The following is a 14,457-nucleotide window of genomic DNA, read 5'->3' as shown; positions in this document are numbered from 1 at the left end:
TTCAACTCCAGGCCGATTTGCCGCGGCTGCCGTACAGCGCCAGCAGTACCACGAACGAGAACACCAGCATCGCGCCGGCCAGCCAGTGGGCCTGGGCGTACTCCATGGCCTCGACGTGGTCGAAGATCTGTACCGAGACCACGCGGGTCTTGTCGGGGATGTTGCCGCCGATCATCAGGACCACGCCGAACTCACCTACGGTATGGGCGAAGCCGAGGATGCTGGCGGTGATGAAGCCGGGCCTGGCCAGGGGCAGGACCACGCTGAAGAAGGTGTCCCACGGGCTGGCGCGCAAGGTTGCGGCCACCTCCAGCGGGCGTTCGCCGATCGCGGTGAAGGCGTTCTGCAACGGCTGCACCACGAACGGCATGGAATACACCACCGAGCCGATCACCAGCCCGGTAAAGCTGAACACCACTGTACCCAGGCCCAGGACCTGGGTGGTCTGGCCGATGAAACCGTGGGGTCCGAGGGCCAGCAGCAGGTAGAAACCGATCACCGTCGGCGGCAACACCAGGGGCAGGGCTACCACCGCGCCCACCGGCCCGCGCAACCAGGAGCGGGTGCGCGCCAACCACCAGGCGATCGGCGTACCTACCAGTAACAAGATCAGGGTGGTCAGCGACGCCAGCTTGAGGGTCAGCCAGATTGCGCCGAAATCGCTGGCGTCGAGCGGCATCAGAGTTCGTAGCCGTAGGACTTGATGACTGCAGCGGCCTTGGGCCCTTTCAGGTAGTTGACCAGGGCCTTGGCGGCCGGGTTGTCCTTGCCTTTCTCCAGGATCACCGCGTCCTGGCGGATCGGGTCATGCAGCTCGGCCGGAACGATCCACGCCGAACCGTTGGTGACCTTGCCGTCCTGGTAGATCTGCGACAGGGCGACGAAGCCCAGTTCGGCGTTGCCGGTGGAGACGAACTGGAAGGCCTGGGTGATGTTCTGGCCTTCGACGATCTTGGCCTTGGTGGCTTCGGTCAGTTTCAGCTTGTCCAGTACCTGGGTGGCGGCCAGGCCGTAGGGCGCGGCTTTCGGGTTGGCGATGGACAGGTGCTGGAATTCGTTCTTCTTCAGTACTTCGCCCTTGGCGTCGACATAACCGGGCTTGGCCGACCACAGGGCCAGGGTGCCCACCGCATAGGTGAAACGCGAGCCCTTGACGGTGGCGCCTTCGCTTTCCAGCTTGGCCGGGGTGGTATCGTCGGCGGCAAGGAAGACCTCGAACGGCGCGCCGTTCTTGATCTGCGCGTAGAACTGGCCTGTAGCGCCGAAGGCGGCGACCAGCTTGTGGCCGGTGTCTTTTTCGAAGTCCTTGGCGATTGCCTGGATCGGTGCGGTGAAGTTGGCCGCGACGGCGACCTGGACGTCATCGGCCCACGCGCTGTTGAGCGCCATCAAGGTGAACAGGCCAGTCAGGGCAATACGAGGTGCAGACATACGCATGAAACAGCTCCGTGGGTGAGTGAAGGCCAATCGCTATATATTTGAATATATAGCGATTGTCTCGCAAACGGGAAGCTTTGTTTCAGCGACGAACCAGGGCAAGGGCTTCCTGGCCAAGTTTGCGTGTCAATTCGGCCGCCGGCAGCTCGATGCCGAGGCGCAGGGCCTGGCCGGACCAGAGGTTGCTGAAGTCGCTGCTGCCCTGGGGCTCGCTGATCGCGCGGATCGGCATCAGTGCGCCACCGGCGAGGGGGAAGGCCGGGGCCAGCGCGCTGACCGGGCCCAGTTCGCGCATGATCCGGGTGATGATGCCGCGGGCCGGGCGTCCGGTGAAGAGGTTGGTCAGCGCCGTGTCGCTTTCCGGCGCGGTGCGCAGGGCCTGGCGGTGCGCCGCGGACACCTTGCTTTCCGGGCAGAACAGGTAGGCGGTGCCCAGTTGCACGGCCGCTGCGCCGAGGGTGAGGGCCGCGGCGATACCTCGGGCGTCGCCGATGCCGCCGGCGGCGATCACCGGCACGCGCACCGCGTCGGCGATCTGCGGGACCAGGGCAAAGGTGCCGACCTGGCTGTTCAGGTCCTCGCTGAGGAACATGCCGCGATGGCCGCCGGCCTCGTAGCCCATGGCGATGATCGCGTCGCAGCCTTGCTGCTCCAGCCACAGCGCCTCGGCCACCGTGGTGGCGCTGGAGATCACCTTGGCGCCCGTGGCCTTGACCCGTGCCAGCAGGCGCGGCTCGGGCAGGCCGAAGTGGAAACTGACCACTTCTGGTTGGTACTCCTCGACCAGCGCGCAGGCCGCGTCATCGAACGGCGCGCGGCTGGACACCGGCGTCGGCGCGTCGAAATCGGCGCCGACTTCCTCGTAATAAGGCTTGAGTGCCTGTTTCCAGCGCTCGATGCGTGCCGGGTCGCTGGCGGGCGGGGTGTGGCAGAAGAAGTTGACGTTGAGCGGGCCGCGGCTGGCCTGGCGGAAGGCTTCCAGTTCCTGGCGGATCTGCTCGGCGCTGAGCATGGCGCAGGGCAGGGAACCGAGACCGCCTGCATTGCTCACGGCAATGGCCATGGCCGATCCGGTAGCGCCGGCCATGGGCGCCTGGAGGACCGGCAGTTCGATGGCGAACAGGTCGAGGATGCGCGAATCCGGCCACTGACTCATTGCTGCGTTCTCCTTGCTGCGGTCGCGGGCCTCAGAGCGCCTTGCTGACCTGGATGTCGGTGATCTTCTCGGCGTCGTCGCCGTGGATCTTGCGCAGCGCATCCAGTGCCTGCTCCTGCGAGTTGTCCGGCAGGTGCGCGAAGTCCCAGCGGCGTTCGCCGTCGAGCTTGTACTTGATCACGTATTTGATGGTGGTGGTCATGGGGCTTATCTCAGTTGCGACGTCGAACGACGGATGATCTTGATCTTGTGGGTGAAGGCCGGCTTGCGGGTCACCGAGATCGGTCGCGTGGTCACGGTATCCAGGGTGATGTTCCAGAAACCGGTGCTCGGCACCGTGATCTTCGCCGGGAACTTGTCGAAAGCGCCGCCGTGATAAGTGTGCCGGCCGCCATTCTTGAAACTGCGGAAGTTGGCATCGTTCATCAGACGGATATTGCAGCGCTGGGAACACTCGATGACGACGATATCGTCTTCGTTGAGGTGTTCGCGCTGGTGTACGAATTTCATGTCACGGCTCCGCAAGGGATGTTTCGGCAAACCGGCACGATAACAGAAGGAGGGTGGATGAATGTAGGACTCGTCACATTCCTCATGATAAATCTGACATTCTGCGGAGCAAATTGGCCTAATAGCGGTCTTACAGTTTTTTGAAGTTGGGAGAGGGACTCGATGAAATGGTTTGTATCTGCCTTGGCGTTGACGCTGACCGGTTGTGCCAGTGTGGCCGAGCTGGAGCAGAGCCCTGAGACCCTGGCGGTGATGTCCGGCAAGTCGCCGGAGCAATACCTGACGTGTTTCCAGGAGCGTCTGAAGGACAGTCGGGATCCGCTGCAGGTGACCCGCGAGAAGAATTCGATCCGTGTCATCGTGCCGCAGAAGCTGGCCGACGCGCCGGCTGCGGTGATGGATATCAATGAGCGGGGTAGTGGCAGCAGCATCAAGCTGCATGAACGTCTGAACAACTTCCCTTTGCGCTTCTCCGATGTGAACAAGGCGGCGACGCACTGTATTTCTGGCTGACCGCAGCCCACATAGACAACACAAAACCCTTCGGGTTAATCGATTCACGCCTCTGGGTGCTCTTTCTTGGTGCATCTCGCCGTTGTAGTGGCGAGTGGATAGTCCTACTATCCATAGGCTTATATTTTTTAAGTCTAAGCATATAACCATAAGAAGGAGCGCCGTGATGCGTCCACTTGATCGAGTCCTGATCAGCAGCCTGTTGTTGTTTTCCATTCCGGCGGCCCAGGCCGACCCCGGCCAGAAAGTCTTCACCCAGGGCGGTACCAATCCCGCCGCCATGGCCTGCCAGGGCTGCCATGGCCCGGATGGCCTGGGTATGGCTGCTGCCGGTTTTCCCCGCCTTGCCGGCTTGCCCGTCGGCTACCTGAGCAAGCAATTGCGCGATTTCCGCGACGGCACGCGCAAGAACCCGATCATGGAGCCGCTGGCCAAGGCCTTGAGCGATGAGGAAATCAGCGCGGTGACCAGCAGCCTGGCTACCATGCCGGCCCCCGCAGCGCCGGACAACCGCCGCCAACAGATGGCCGGCAGCGCCGTCCAGCAACTGGCTCTGTATGGAGACTGGAGTCGGCAGATTCCCGGTTGCGTGCAATGCCACGGCCCAGGCGGTGCCGGGGTTGGCGAACACTTCCCGCCGCTGGCGCACCAGCCTGCCGCCTATCTGGCCGCACAGCTCAACGCTTGGCGCGACGGCAGCCGGCACAACGACCCCAACCAATTGATGGTGGGCGTGGCCAAGGCCATGACCGACGCCGAGGTGAAAGCCATCGCCGACTATTTCGCCGCCGGCCAGGAGGTAAAGCCATGAAAGCATTCGTTTTTTCCGCATTGGCTTTCGCGTTGGGTTCGGCTCATGCCGCGCAGGTCGCCATGGAAGACCAGTCGCAACTGAAGGTGCCACCGGCCAGCCAGACGCCTTTCTTCGTCCCGCCGGCCCAGGACGAATTGCCGGACAATGCATTCGGCAAGATGGTCCGCGACGGCTACGCGCTGTTCGTCGACACCAAGCGCATGGCTCCGGGTTACGTCGGCAACGGCATGAAGTGCAGCAACTGCCACCTGGACCAGGGCCGCCTGGCCCACTCGGCGCCGCTGTGGGGCGCGTACCCGATGTACCCGGCCTACCGCAAGAAGAACGACAAGGTGAACACCTTCGCCGAGCGCATCCAGGGCTGCTTCCAGTTCAGCATGAACGGCAAGGCGCCTGCGGCTGACAGCCCGGAGATCACCGCGCTGTCGGTATATTCCTATTGGCTGGCGAGCAAGGCCCAGGTCGGCGTCGAGCCGGCAGGGCGAGGCTATCCCGATGTCGCGCAACCGGCAGGCGGCTACGACATCGCCCGCGGCGAGCAGGTGTACAAGACGCAGTGTGCCATCTGCCACGGCGACAACGGCCAGGGCCAGAAGGTCGGCGACGACTACGTGATGCCGCCACTGTGGGGCAAGGACTCCTACAATTGGGGCGCGGGCATGCACCGGATCAATACTGCGGCGTCGTTCATCAAGTACAACATGCCCTTGGGTAAGCCCGGCAGTTTGACCGACCAGCAGGCCTGGGACGTGGCCGCCTTCGTCAACAAGCACGAGCGGCCGCAGGACCCGCGGCTGGTCGAAGGCTCGGTGGAGAAGACCCGGGTCAAGTTTCACGCCAACGATGGTGTCAACCTGTACGGCCAGACCGTCGATGGCGTGCTGATCGGGCAGGGCACCGGCAAGTGAGGGTGGCGGTCTGAGAAGCCATCGCCAGGATGATGGCAAAGGTGTCGTTTCCTGTCATGGGAACGCCACCTTTGTGGCGTCTGACGAATGGCTTAAAGCCAATATTTTCAATGGCCGGGAACTAACGCCCGCTGGATTTCTCTATGATGGCATCGGTTGTGGCCAGGCGGGGCATTGTAAGGTGCACGCCGCCTGATTAGACTGCGCCGAAATTCGTACGCACAGCCCTTCGTTAAGGACTTTTATGATCAAGAAATGCTTGTTCCCGGCAGCCGGTTACGGCACCCGCTTCCTGCCAGCAACCAAAGCCATGCCCAAGGAAATGCTGCCGGTGGTCAACAAGCCACTGATCCAGTACGGCGTCGAAGAAGCCCTGGAGGCCGGCCTGACCGAGATCTCCATCGTCACCGGCCGCGGCAAGCGTGCGCTGGAAGACCACTTCGACATCAGCTACGAGCTGGAAAACCAGATCAAGGGCACCGACAAGGAAAAATACCTGGTCGGTATCCGCCGTCTGCTGGACGAGTGCTCCTTCTCCTACACCCGTCAGACCGAAATGAAAGGTCTGGGCCACGCCATCCTCACCGGCCGCCCGCTGATCGGTGACGAGCCATTCGCCGTGGTCCTGGCCGACGACCTGTGCGTCAACCTGGACGACGACGGCGTGCTGACCCAGATGGTCAAGCTGTACAAGCAGTTCCGCTGCTCGATCGTCGCCATCCAGGAAGTCGATCCGCAGGAAACCAACAAGTACGGCGTGATCGCCGGCGACATGATCCGCGACGACATCTATCGCGTGCACAGCATGGTCGAGAAGCCGAAGCCGGAAGACGCGCCGTCCAACCTGGCGATCATCGGTCGCTACATCCTGACGCCGGACATCTTCGACCTGATCGAGCAGACCGAGCCAGGCAAAGGTGGCGAGATCCAGATCACCGACGCGCTGATGAAGCAGGCGCAGAACGGCTGCGTCATGGCCTACAAGTTCAAGGGCAAGCGTTTCGACTGCGGTGGCGCCGAAGGCTACATCGAGGCGACCAACTTCTGCTTCGAGAACTTCTACAAGACGGGCAAGGCTTACTGAGTCCAGTAGCTTCGCCTTGTACGAAAGAAGCCACCTCCGGGTGGCTTTTTTGTTTATTGGGCATCACTGGCGCTATGCTGGCGGCCTGCCGAGGAGATTGATATGGCCTACGATTTTGACCTGTTTGTGATTGGCGCCGGTTCCGGCGGTGTGCGTGCCTCGCGATTCGCCGCAGGCTTCGGGGCCAAGGTGGCGGTAGCGGAGAGTCGTTATCTGGGCGGGACCTGCGTCAACGTCGGTTGCGTGCCGAAGAAGCTTCTGGTGTACGGCGCCCATTTCGCCGACGAGTTCGAGCAGGCTTCGGGCTTCGGCTGGTCGCTGGAAGACGCGCAGTTCGACTGGAGCCAGTTGATCGCCAACAAGAACCGCGAGATCCAGCGCCTCAATGGCATTTACCGCAACCTCCTGGTCAACAGCGGCGTGACCCTGCTGGAAGGCCACGCGAAGATCACCGCACCCCATGAGGTGGAAGTCGAGGGCAAGCGTTACTCGGCCAAGCATATTCTCATCGCTACCGGCGGCTGGCCTCAGGTGCCTGACATTCCGGGGCGCGAGCTGGCGATCAGCTCCAACGAAGCGTTCTTCCTCAAGACCCTGCCCAAGCGCGTGCTGGTGGTGGGTGGTGGCTACATCGCGGTCGAGTTCGCCGGGATCTTCCAGGGCCTGGGCGCCGATACCACCTTGCTTTACCGTGGCGACCTGTTCCTGCGTGGCTTCGATGGTTCGGTGCGCACGCACCTGAAGGAAGAGCTTGAGAAGCGCGGCCTCGACCTGCAGTTCAACAGCGATATCGCGCGCATCGACCAGCAGGCCGATGGCAGCCTCAAGGCCACCCTCAAGGACGGCCGCGAGCTGGTCACCGACTGCGTGTTTTACGCCACCGGGCGCCGGCCGATGCTGGACAACCTGGGCCTGGAGAACACCGAGGTGCAACTTGACAAGCGCGGCTTCATTCAGGTCAACGACGAATTCCAGACCGATGAATCGTCGATCCTCGCCATCGGCGATGTGATCGGCCGCGTGCAACTGACCCCGGTGGCCCTGGCCGAAGGCATGGCGGTAGCGCGGCGTCTGTTCAAGCCGGAGGAATACCGTGCGGTGGATTACCGCAATATTCCTACCGCAGTGTTCAGCCAGCCACCGATCGGTACTGTCGGCCTGACCGAAGAGCAGGCGCTGGAAGCCGGGCATTCGCTGAAGATCTTCGAAAGCCGCTTCCGCCCGATGAAGCTGACCCTCACCGAGGTCCAGGAAAAGACCCTGATGAAGCTGGTGGTGGATGCCGAGACGGACCGCGTGCTGGGCTGCCACATGGTCGGGCCGGATGCCGGCGAGATCATCCAGGGCTTGGGCATCGCCCTGAAGGCCGGGGCGACCAAGCAGCAGTTCGACGAGACCATTGGTGTGCATCCGACGGCGGCGGAAGAGTTCGTCACCATGCGCACCGTGACCCGCTGACCCGAGGCCAACACAAAACCCTGTGGGAGCTGGCAAGCCAGCTCCCACAGGGATCTGCGCTAGTCTTGAATTCTTCTATTAACTTCTCCGCCTTATAGCCAAAACCAATCACCCGCATGGTTTTTGCCAATGAGCATTAACCCACTCTATTGGCTAGGATCTCTCCATCAAGTTTTCACAACCCCTGAAGGAGAGTCACCGATGCCTATCATCAACAGCCAGGTCAAACCGTTCAACGCAACCGCTTACCACAACGGCAACTTCGTTCAGGTCTCCGAAGCCGATCTGAAAGGCAAATGGTCCGTTGTGTTCTTCTACCCAGCCGACTTCACCTTTGTCTGCCCGACCGAGCTGGGAGACCTGGCCGACAACTACGCCGAGTTCCAGAAGCTGGGCGTGGAAATCTACGGCGTGTCCACCGACACCCACTTCACCCACAAAGCCTGGCACGACACCTCGGACACCATCGGCAAGATCCAGTACCCGCTGATCGGCGATCCGACCCACGTCATCTCGCGCAACTTCGACGTGCTGATCGAAGAAGCCGGCCTGGCCGATCGTGGCACCTTCGTGATCAACCCTGAAGGCCAGATCAAGATCGTCGAGCTGAACGACGGTGGTGTCGGTCGTGACGCCAGCGAGCTGCTGCGCAAGGTCAAGGCTGCCCAGTACGTTGCCGCTCACCCAGGCGAAGTCTGCCCGGCCAAGTGGAAAGAAGGCGAGGCCACCCTGGCCCCTTCGCTGGACCTGGTCGGCAAGATCTAAGCCGGTCATGTCGCTGAGGGCGGTGGAGAGCCGCACTAGCTAGTCGTACCCCCGCCCCGCAAAAACGCCCGGGCGAATTCGCCCGGGCGTTGTTTTTTCCATTGTTTGAAAAGGAATCGCCCGTATGTTGGACGCCACGCTTAAAACTCAGTTGAAAGCCTACCTGGAGCGGGTCACTCAGCCGATCGAGATCGTCGCCTCCCTTGATGACGGCGCGAAGTCCCGCGAACTCCACGACCTGCTGCGCGAAATCGCCAGCCTGTCGAACCTGATTACCCTACGTGAGGACGGCACTGACGCCCGCGTCCCGTCGTTCTCGCTCAATCGCCCGAATGGCCAGATCAGCCTGCGCTTCGCCGGCATCCCCATGGGTCATGAATTCACCTCCCTGGTCCTGGCGCTGCTGCAGGTCGGCGGTCACCCGTCCAAGGCCAGCACCGAGCTGATCGAACAGATTGCCGGGCTGGAAGGCGAATTCAATTTCGAAACCTACTTCTCGCTGTCCTGCCAGAACTGCCCGGACGTGGTCCAGGCGCTGAACCTGATGGCGGTGCTCAACCCCAACGTGCGTCATGTCGCCATCGACGGCGCGCTGTTCCAGGCCGAAGTCGAGTCGCGCCAGGTCATGGCAGTGCCGAGCGTGTACCTCAATGGTGAAGTGTTCGGCCAGGGCCGCATGGGTCTGGAAGAGATCGTTGCCAAGCTGGATACCGGCGCAACTGACCGCCAGGCCGAGAAGCTCAACGCCAAGGACGCCTTCGATGTGCTGGTGATCGGTGGTGGCCCGGCCGGTGCCGCGGCGGCCATCTACGCGGCGCGCAAGGGCATCCGTACCGGTGTCGCGGCCGAGCGTTTCGGCGGCCAGGTGCTGGACACCATGGCCATCGAGAACTTCATCTCGGTGCAGGAAACCGAAGGCCCGAAGCTGGCCACGGCGCTGGAAGAACACGTCAAGCAGTACGACGTCGACATCATGAACCTGCAACGCGCCGAAGCCCTGGTGCCGGCCGCTGCCGGTGGTCTGCACGAAGTGCGCATGGCCAGCGGCGCGACGTTGAAGGCCAAGACCGTGATTCTTGCCACCGGTGCGCGCTGGAGGGAGATGAACGTTCCGGGCGAGCAGCAATACCGCTCCCGCGGCGTGGCCTACTGCCCGCACTGTGACGGCCCGCTGTTCAAGGGCAAGCGCGTGGCGGTGATCGGCGGCGGTAACTCCGGCGTGGAAGCGGCCATCGACCTGGCCGGTATCGTCGCCCAGGTGACCCTGATCGAGTTCGACAGCCAGTTGCGTGCCGACGCCGTGCTACAGCGCAAGCTGCACAGCCTGCCGAACGTCAAGGTCATCACCAGCGCACTGACCACTGAGGTGCTGGGTGACGGGCAGAAGGTCAACGGCCTGCGCTACAGGGACCGCACCAGCGATGCCGAGCATGAACTGGCGCTGGAAGGGATCTTCGTGCAGATCGGTCTGCTGCCCAATACCGACTGGCTGAAGGGTACCGTCGAGCTGTCGCCGCGGGGCGAGATCGTCGTCGATGCCAAGGGCCAGACCAACCTGCCGGGTGTATTCGCGGCCGGTGACGTGACCACGGTGCCGTACAAGCAGATCGTGATTGCGGTGGGCGAGGGGGCCAAGGCTTCGCTGGCGGCCTTCGATCACCTGATCCGTACCTCCGCGCCAGCCTGACTGGCCTCATCGCGGGCAACGCCCGCTCCCACAGGGGATTTGCGGCGAGCCTGGATCTTGTGACTGGCAGAGATCCTTGTGGGAGCGGGCGTTGCCCGCGATGACGTCCGCCCAGACAACAAAAATCCCGGCCAATTGGCCGGGATTTTTCATTCAGCCCAGGCTTAATGCGCCCCGGCCGCCTTGCTCAGGTCACTCTCCTGCCATTCGGTATAGACGCAAGCATCCGCCACCGCCCAGCGCACCTTCACCTCATCCCCGGGCTTCATCGACATGCCCGCCGCCGACAAGGCCTTCACGGTCATTTCCGTTCCGCCAACGGTGATTACGCTGCAAGTCTGGCTCTCACCCAGGAACAGCACCTCACCCACTTTCGCGGTGACCTCGTTCCAGCCTGCTGGCAACGGCTCCTGTGCCGCTTGCTCGCGGCTCAAGGCCAGGGCCTTCTCTGGACGCACCATCAGCAATGCGTCCTGCCCCTTGGCCAGGCCCGGTGTCAGGCGCATCGCCACCGCTTGCCCCTCGAAACTGGCGACGCCATTGCCCTGGGCCTGCACCCGCAGGAAATTGGAGTTGCCAAGGAACGAAGCTACAAAGGCATTCGGCGGGTTCTGGTACAGGTCATACCCGGTGCCCAGACCGACGATCTTGCCGTGGCTGAAAATCGCGATGCGCTGCGACAGACGCATGGCTTCTTCCTGGTCGTGGGTCACGTAGACGATGGTGATGCCCAGCCGGCGATGCAACTGGCGCAGTTCGTCCTGCAGGTCTTCACGCAGTTTCTTGTCCAGCGCGCCGAGGGGTTCGTCCATCAGCAGGATGCGTGGCTCATAGACCAGCGCTCGGGCGATGGCCACGCGCTGTTGCTGGCCACCGGACAGTTGCGCCGGGCGGCGGTGGGCGAACTTCTCCAGTTGCACCAGCTTGAGCATGGCGTCCACTTGCTTGTCGCGCTCGGCGGCGCTGCGCTTGCGGATGGCCAGGGGGAAGGCGATGTTGTCGCGCACCGACAGGTGCGGGAACAGCGAGTAACGCTGGAACACCATGCCGATATCGCGCTTGTGCGGCGGCACGTTGACCAGCGACTGGCCGTTGACCAGGATCTCGCCGCTGCTCGGCGTCTCGAAACCGGCGAGCATGGACAGGGTGGTGCTCTTGCCCGAGCCGCTGGAGCCGAGGAAGGTGAGGAATTCGCCGTCCTGGATCTCCAGGTCGATGTTGTCCACTGCGGCGAAGTCGCCGTAGTGCTTGTTCAGGTTACGCAGGCTGACGAGGGTCTTGGCCTGGGCGACATCTTTGATCACTGCACTCATTTTTATTCTCTCCAGGCGCTCAGGCGCTGACTTCATTGCGCCGGCGCAGTGCGGCGGCGACCACCATGACCAGCACCGACAGGCCGATCAGCAGCGTCGAGGCGACGGCGATGACGGGCGTCAGGTCCTGGCGCAGGGTGGTCCACATTTTCACGGGGAGGGTCTGCAGGTTGGGGCTGGCCATCATCACGCTCAGCACCACTTCGTCCCAGGAGACGAGGAAGGCGAACAGGGCGCCGGCGATCATCCCCGGGCGGATCGCCGGGAAGGTCACCTTGAACACCGCTTGCAGGCGCGAAGCACCGCAGATCACCGCAGCATCCTCGATCGACTGGTCGAACAGCTTCAGCGAGTTGATGATCGAGATGATGGTGAAGGGCAGGGCGACGATCACGTGGCTGACCACGAAGGAAAACAGCGTGCCGGTCCAGCCCAGCTTGAGGAACAGCGCGTACACCGCCACGGCGATGATCACCAGCGGCACGATCATCGGCAGGGTGAACAGGCCATAGAGCATCTCGCGGCCGGGGAAACGCCCGCGCACCAGGGCAAAGGCGGTGGGCAGGCCCAGGGCTACGGCGCAGATCGTGGTCAGCACGGCGACCTTGAGGCTGGCCAGGGCCGCGTCCATCCATTCGGCGTTGGAGAAGAACTGCGTGTACCACTTCAGGGTCCAGCCCGGCGGCGGGAACACCAGCCACTGCGACGAACCGAACGACAGCAGGACGATGAACACGATCGGCAGCAGCAGGAACAGCGCGATCAGCCCGGTCGTGGTGTAGAGCCCGAAACGCATGCGCCGGCTCATGGCATTGGGAGTCAGGAGCATGGTCGCTTACCTCGCGTTGCCAACCGGGGATTCCGGTTGCAGCTTCAGATAGAAGTAGAACAGCACCAGGGTGATCACGATCAGCAACGCTGCTGCGGCGCTGGCCAGGCCCCAGTTGAGGAACGACTGCACCTGCTGGACGATGAACTCCGGCAGCATCATGTTCTGCGCGCCGCCGAGCAGGGCCGGGGTCACGTAGTAGCCCAGGGACATGACGAAGACCATCAATGCCCCGGAGAACAGCCCGGAGCGGCACAGCGGCAGGAACACCTTGAAGAAGTTGGTCCACGGGCTGGCGCCACAGATCGAGCCGGCCTGCAGGACCATCGGGTCGATGGCCTGCATGGTCGCCTGCAGCGGAAGCACGATGAACGGGATCATGATGTAGCTCATGCCGATCACCACGCCGGTGAGGTTGTGCACCATCTCCAGCGGCACATCGATGATGCCCATGGCCATCAACGCCTTGTTGATCACCCCCGAGGCCTGCAGCAACACCAGCCAGGAGTAGGTACGGGCGAGCAGGCTGGTCCACATCGACAGCAGAACGATGTTCAACAGCCAGCGGCCCCAGCCGCGTGGCACCAGGGTGATCGCCCAGGCCAGCGGGAAGCCGAGCAGCACGCTGATCAGGGTGACCAGGCCGGCCACCGAGAAGGTGTTGAACAGCACCCGGGCGTAGGCCGAGTTGGCGAACAACTGTTCGTAGTTGCCCAGGCCCGGCACCGGTTCCAGCACGCCGCGCAAAAGCAGGCCGATCAGCGGCGCGAAGAAGAACAGGCCGAGGAACAGCAGGGCCGGCAGCAGGTTGCGGCTGCCGCGCCAGCGCTGGCGCAACGGGGGCGTGGACGGCATGGCCGCTCCCTTGGCGCCGGTGCCAGGGGCACCGGTCGCGTTTTGCAAGGCGTTGATGGCGACTTTCATTTCACCAGCCACTCATTCCAGCGGGTCGCGATGGCTGGACCGTTCTTCGCCCAGTAGGCGAAGTCCAGGGTGACCTGTTCCTGAGCGTAGGCGGTCGGCAGGTTCGGTGCGAGGTCCGGCTTGAGCTGGCTGATGCTGTCCAGGTTGACCGGCGCGTAGGCGGTGAGGTTGGCAAAGTCGGCCTGGCCCTTGGCGCTGCTGGCATTTGCCAGGAACTTCATGGCCGCGTCCTTGTTCTTCGCGCCTTTCGGTACCACGAGGAAGTCGGCCATGACCAGGTTCTGCTTCCAGCTCACGCCCACCGGGGCACCGTCCTGTTGCAGGGCGTAGACACGGCCGTTCCAGAACTGGCCGAGGGTCGCTTCACCGGACGCCAGCAGTTGCTGTGACTGGGCGCCGCCGCCCCACCAGACGATGTCTTTCTTGATGGTGTCGAGTTTCTTGAAGGCGCGGTCCAGGTCCAGCGGGTAGAGCTTGTCGGCAGGCACGCCGTCGGCCAGCAGGGCCAGTTCCAGCACGCCGGGGCTTGGCCATTTGTACAGGGCGCGTTTGCCGGGGTAGGTCTTGGTGTCGAACAGCGCGCTCCAGTCCTGGGGCTTGTTGCCGCCTAGTTTGCCTTCGTTGAAACCGAGGACGAAGGAGAAGAAGAACGAACCGACACCGTGGTCGGAGACGAAGCGCGGATCGATGCGGTCGCGCTTGATGGTGTTGAAGTCGAGAGGTTCGAGCAGGCCTTCGCTGGCGGCACGCAGGGCGAAGTCGGCTTCGACATCGACCACGTCCCACTGCACGTTGCCGCTCTCGACCATGGCCTTGAGCTTGCCATAGTCGGTCGGGCCGTCCTGGACGACCTTGATGTCGCTGCTCTTGGTGAAGGTATCGGCCCAGGCCTGTTTCTGGGCGTCCTGGGTCGTACCGCCCCAGCTGACGAAGTTCAGGCTGTCGGCGGCCTGGGAGGCCTGACAGGCCAGGGTCAGCAGGCTGGCGGACAGCACTGCGGTTACACGTTTGCTCAACAGCATGGTTACGCCCTCGTTGCTTTTGTTATTCGAGGCGGGC

Annotated in this window: 16 protein-coding genes; 7 read left to right on the top strand and 9 right to left on the bottom strand. The window is 63.0% G+C overall.

Features of this window, described 5'->3' with window-relative positions; all coding sequences use genetic code 11:
• Position 1: 1 nt before the first annotated feature.
• From modB to AC5QPF_RS19615, 5 genes are all read right to left on the bottom strand, one after another.
• Positions 2-679: a molybdate ABC transporter permease subunit gene (gene modB, locus AC5QPF_RS19635; RefSeq protein WP_494959475.1), complete on the bottom strand. Its 678-nt coding sequence runs from the start codon at positions 677-679 to the stop codon at positions 2-4.
• Complete coding sequence (gene modA, locus AC5QPF_RS19630) at positions 679-1,431, bottom strand: molybdate ABC transporter substrate-binding protein (protein ID WP_494964211.1); 753 nt, start codon at positions 1,429-1,431, stop codon at positions 679-681. Before modA ends, modB begins: the two co-directional genes overlap by 1 nt.
• An 88-nt stretch (positions 1,432-1,519) precedes the next feature.
• Positions 1,520-2,593 carry a nitronate monooxygenase gene (locus tag AC5QPF_RS19625; RefSeq protein ID WP_494959474.1) on the bottom strand — a complete coding sequence of 358 codons (1,074 nt, stop codon included), beginning with the start codon at positions 2,591-2,593 and terminating at the stop codon, positions 1,520-1,522.
• Between the two features lie 31 nt (positions 2,594-2,624).
• Positions 2,625-2,795: a hypothetical protein gene (locus tag AC5QPF_RS19620; protein ID WP_494959473.1), complete on the bottom strand. Its 171-nt coding sequence runs from the start codon at positions 2,793-2,795 to the stop codon at positions 2,625-2,627.
• 5 nt (positions 2,796-2,800) lie between these two features.
• A complete protein-coding gene (locus tag AC5QPF_RS19615; RefSeq protein ID WP_494959472.1) occupies positions 2,801-3,103 on the bottom strand; it encodes a DUF1883 domain-containing protein in 303 nt (100 codons plus the stop codon).
• Positions 3,104-3,265: 162 nt separating this feature from the next.
• Between AC5QPF_RS19615 and AC5QPF_RS19610 the strand changes: the two genes are divergently transcribed.
• The 7 genes from AC5QPF_RS19610 to ahpF all read left to right on the top strand — a co-directional run bounded on the left by AC5QPF_RS19610 (position 3,266) and on the right by ahpF (position 10,332).
• Positions 3,266-3,616, top strand: a complete 351-nt coding sequence (locus AC5QPF_RS19610; protein WP_494959471.1) for a hypothetical protein — start codon at positions 3,266-3,268, stop codon at positions 3,614-3,616.
• Positions 3,617-3,782: 166 nt separating this feature from the next.
• Entirely contained in the window at positions 3,783-4,427 is a 645-nt protein-coding gene (locus AC5QPF_RS19605; protein ID WP_494959470.1) for a c-type cytochrome, read from the top strand.
• Positions 4,424-5,338: a c-type cytochrome gene (locus AC5QPF_RS19600; RefSeq protein WP_494959469.1), complete on the top strand. Its 915-nt coding sequence runs from the start codon at positions 4,424-4,426 to the stop codon at positions 5,336-5,338. Before AC5QPF_RS19605 ends, AC5QPF_RS19600 begins: the two co-directional genes overlap by 4 nt.
• 244 nt (positions 5,339-5,582) lie before the next feature.
• The gene (gene galU / locus AC5QPF_RS19595; protein WP_494959468.1) at positions 5,583-6,422 is read left to right on the top strand and encodes a UTP--glucose-1-phosphate uridylyltransferase GalU; all 840 of its coding nucleotides are present in this window, start codon (positions 5,583-5,585) and stop codon (positions 6,420-6,422) included.
• A gap of 102 nt (positions 6,423-6,524) precedes the next feature.
• On the top strand, positions 6,525-7,880 hold the full coding sequence (gene gorA / locus AC5QPF_RS19590; RefSeq protein ID WP_494959467.1) for a glutathione-disulfide reductase: 1,356 nt from the start codon (positions 6,525-6,527) through the stop codon (positions 7,878-7,880).
• Between the two features lie 201 nt (positions 7,881-8,081).
• Positions 8,082-8,645, top strand: coding sequence for an alkyl hydroperoxide reductase subunit C (gene ahpC, locus AC5QPF_RS19585; protein WP_116551789.1), 564 nt, complete (start codon positions 8,082-8,084; stop codon positions 8,643-8,645).
• A gap of 124 nt (positions 8,646-8,769) precedes the next feature.
• Positions 8,770-10,332, top strand: coding sequence for an alkyl hydroperoxide reductase subunit F (gene ahpF / locus AC5QPF_RS19580; protein WP_494959466.1), 1,563 nt, complete (start codon positions 8,770-8,772; stop codon positions 10,330-10,332).
• Positions 10,333-10,496: 164 nt separating this feature from the next.
• Here ahpF and AC5QPF_RS19575 read toward each other — a convergent pair whose 3' ends face one another.
• The 4 genes from AC5QPF_RS19575 to AC5QPF_RS19560 are packed head-to-tail and all read right to left on the bottom strand — an operon-like array spanning position 10,497 to position 14,420.
• Positions 10,497-11,645, bottom strand: coding sequence for an ATP-binding cassette domain-containing protein (locus tag AC5QPF_RS19575; protein ID WP_494959465.1), 1,149 nt, complete (start codon positions 11,643-11,645; stop codon positions 10,497-10,499).
• Positions 11,646-11,664: 19 nt separating this feature from the next.
• Entirely contained in the window at positions 11,665-12,474 is an 810-nt protein-coding gene (locus AC5QPF_RS19570; protein WP_494959464.1) for an ABC transporter permease subunit, read from the bottom strand.
• A 6-nt stretch (positions 12,475-12,480) separates the two neighbouring features.
• On the bottom strand, positions 12,481-13,398 hold the full coding sequence (locus AC5QPF_RS19565; protein WP_494959463.1) for an ABC transporter permease subunit: 918 nt from the start codon (positions 13,396-13,398) through the stop codon (positions 12,481-12,483).
• Complete coding sequence (locus AC5QPF_RS19560; protein WP_494959462.1) at positions 13,395-14,420, bottom strand: extracellular solute-binding protein; 1,026 nt, start codon at positions 14,418-14,420, stop codon at positions 13,395-13,397. Before AC5QPF_RS19560 ends, AC5QPF_RS19565 begins: the two co-directional genes overlap by 4 nt.
• Positions 14,421-14,457 lie beyond the last annotated feature (37 nt).

This window comes from Pseudomonas sp. Con_6, from assembly GCF_059379395.1.
Note: the sequence above shows the minus strand (reverse complement) of the source record. Positions and strands in the feature narration are given on the sequence as shown.

Excerpts from the sequence above, each read along its gene's own strand:
- modB (WP_494959475.1), bottom strand. The coding sequence starts at position 679 with ATGCCGCTCGACGCCAGCGATTTCGGCGCAATCTGGCTGACCCTCAAG.
- modA (WP_494964211.1), bottom strand. The coding sequence starts at position 1,431 with ATGTCTGCACCTCGTATTGCCCTGACTGGCCTGTTCACCTTGATGGCG.
- AC5QPF_RS19625 (WP_494959474.1), bottom strand. The coding sequence starts at position 2,593 with ATGAGTCAGTGGCCGGATTCGCGCATCCTCGACCTGTTCGCCATCGAA.
- AC5QPF_RS19620 (WP_494959473.1), bottom strand. The coding sequence starts at position 2,795 with ATGACCACCACCATCAAATACGTGATCAAGTACAAGCTCGACGGCGAA.
- AC5QPF_RS19615 (WP_494959472.1), bottom strand. The coding sequence starts at position 3,103 with ATGAAATTCGTACACCAGCGCGAACACCTCAACGAAGACGATATCGTC.
- AC5QPF_RS19610 (WP_494959471.1), top strand. The coding sequence starts at position 3,266 with ATGAAATGGTTTGTATCTGCCTTGGCGTTGACGCTGACCGGTTGTGCC.
- AC5QPF_RS19605 (WP_494959470.1), top strand. The coding sequence starts at position 3,783 with ATGCGTCCACTTGATCGAGTCCTGATCAGCAGCCTGTTGTTGTTTTCC.
- AC5QPF_RS19600 (WP_494959469.1), top strand. The coding sequence starts at position 4,424 with ATGAAAGCATTCGTTTTTTCCGCATTGGCTTTCGCGTTGGGTTCGGCT.
- galU (WP_494959468.1), top strand. The coding sequence starts at position 5,583 with ATGATCAAGAAATGCTTGTTCCCGGCAGCCGGTTACGGCACCCGCTTC.
- gorA (WP_494959467.1), top strand. The coding sequence starts at position 6,525 with ATGGCCTACGATTTTGACCTGTTTGTGATTGGCGCCGGTTCCGGCGGT.
- ahpC (WP_116551789.1), top strand. The coding sequence starts at position 8,082 with ATGCCTATCATCAACAGCCAGGTCAAACCGTTCAACGCAACCGCTTAC.
- ahpF (WP_494959466.1), top strand. The coding sequence starts at position 8,770 with ATGTTGGACGCCACGCTTAAAACTCAGTTGAAAGCCTACCTGGAGCGG.
- AC5QPF_RS19575 (WP_494959465.1), bottom strand. The coding sequence starts at position 11,645 with ATGAGTGCAGTGATCAAAGATGTCGCCCAGGCCAAGACCCTCGTCAGC.
- AC5QPF_RS19570 (WP_494959464.1), bottom strand. The coding sequence starts at position 12,474 with ATGCTCCTGACTCCCAATGCCATGAGCCGGCGCATGCGTTTCGGGCTC.
- AC5QPF_RS19565 (WP_494959463.1), bottom strand. The coding sequence starts at position 13,398 with ATGAAAGTCGCCATCAACGCCTTGCAAAACGCGACCGGTGCCCCTGGC.
- AC5QPF_RS19560 (WP_494959462.1), bottom strand. The coding sequence starts at position 14,420 with ATGCTGTTGAGCAAACGTGTAACCGCAGTGCTGTCCGCCAGCCTGCTG.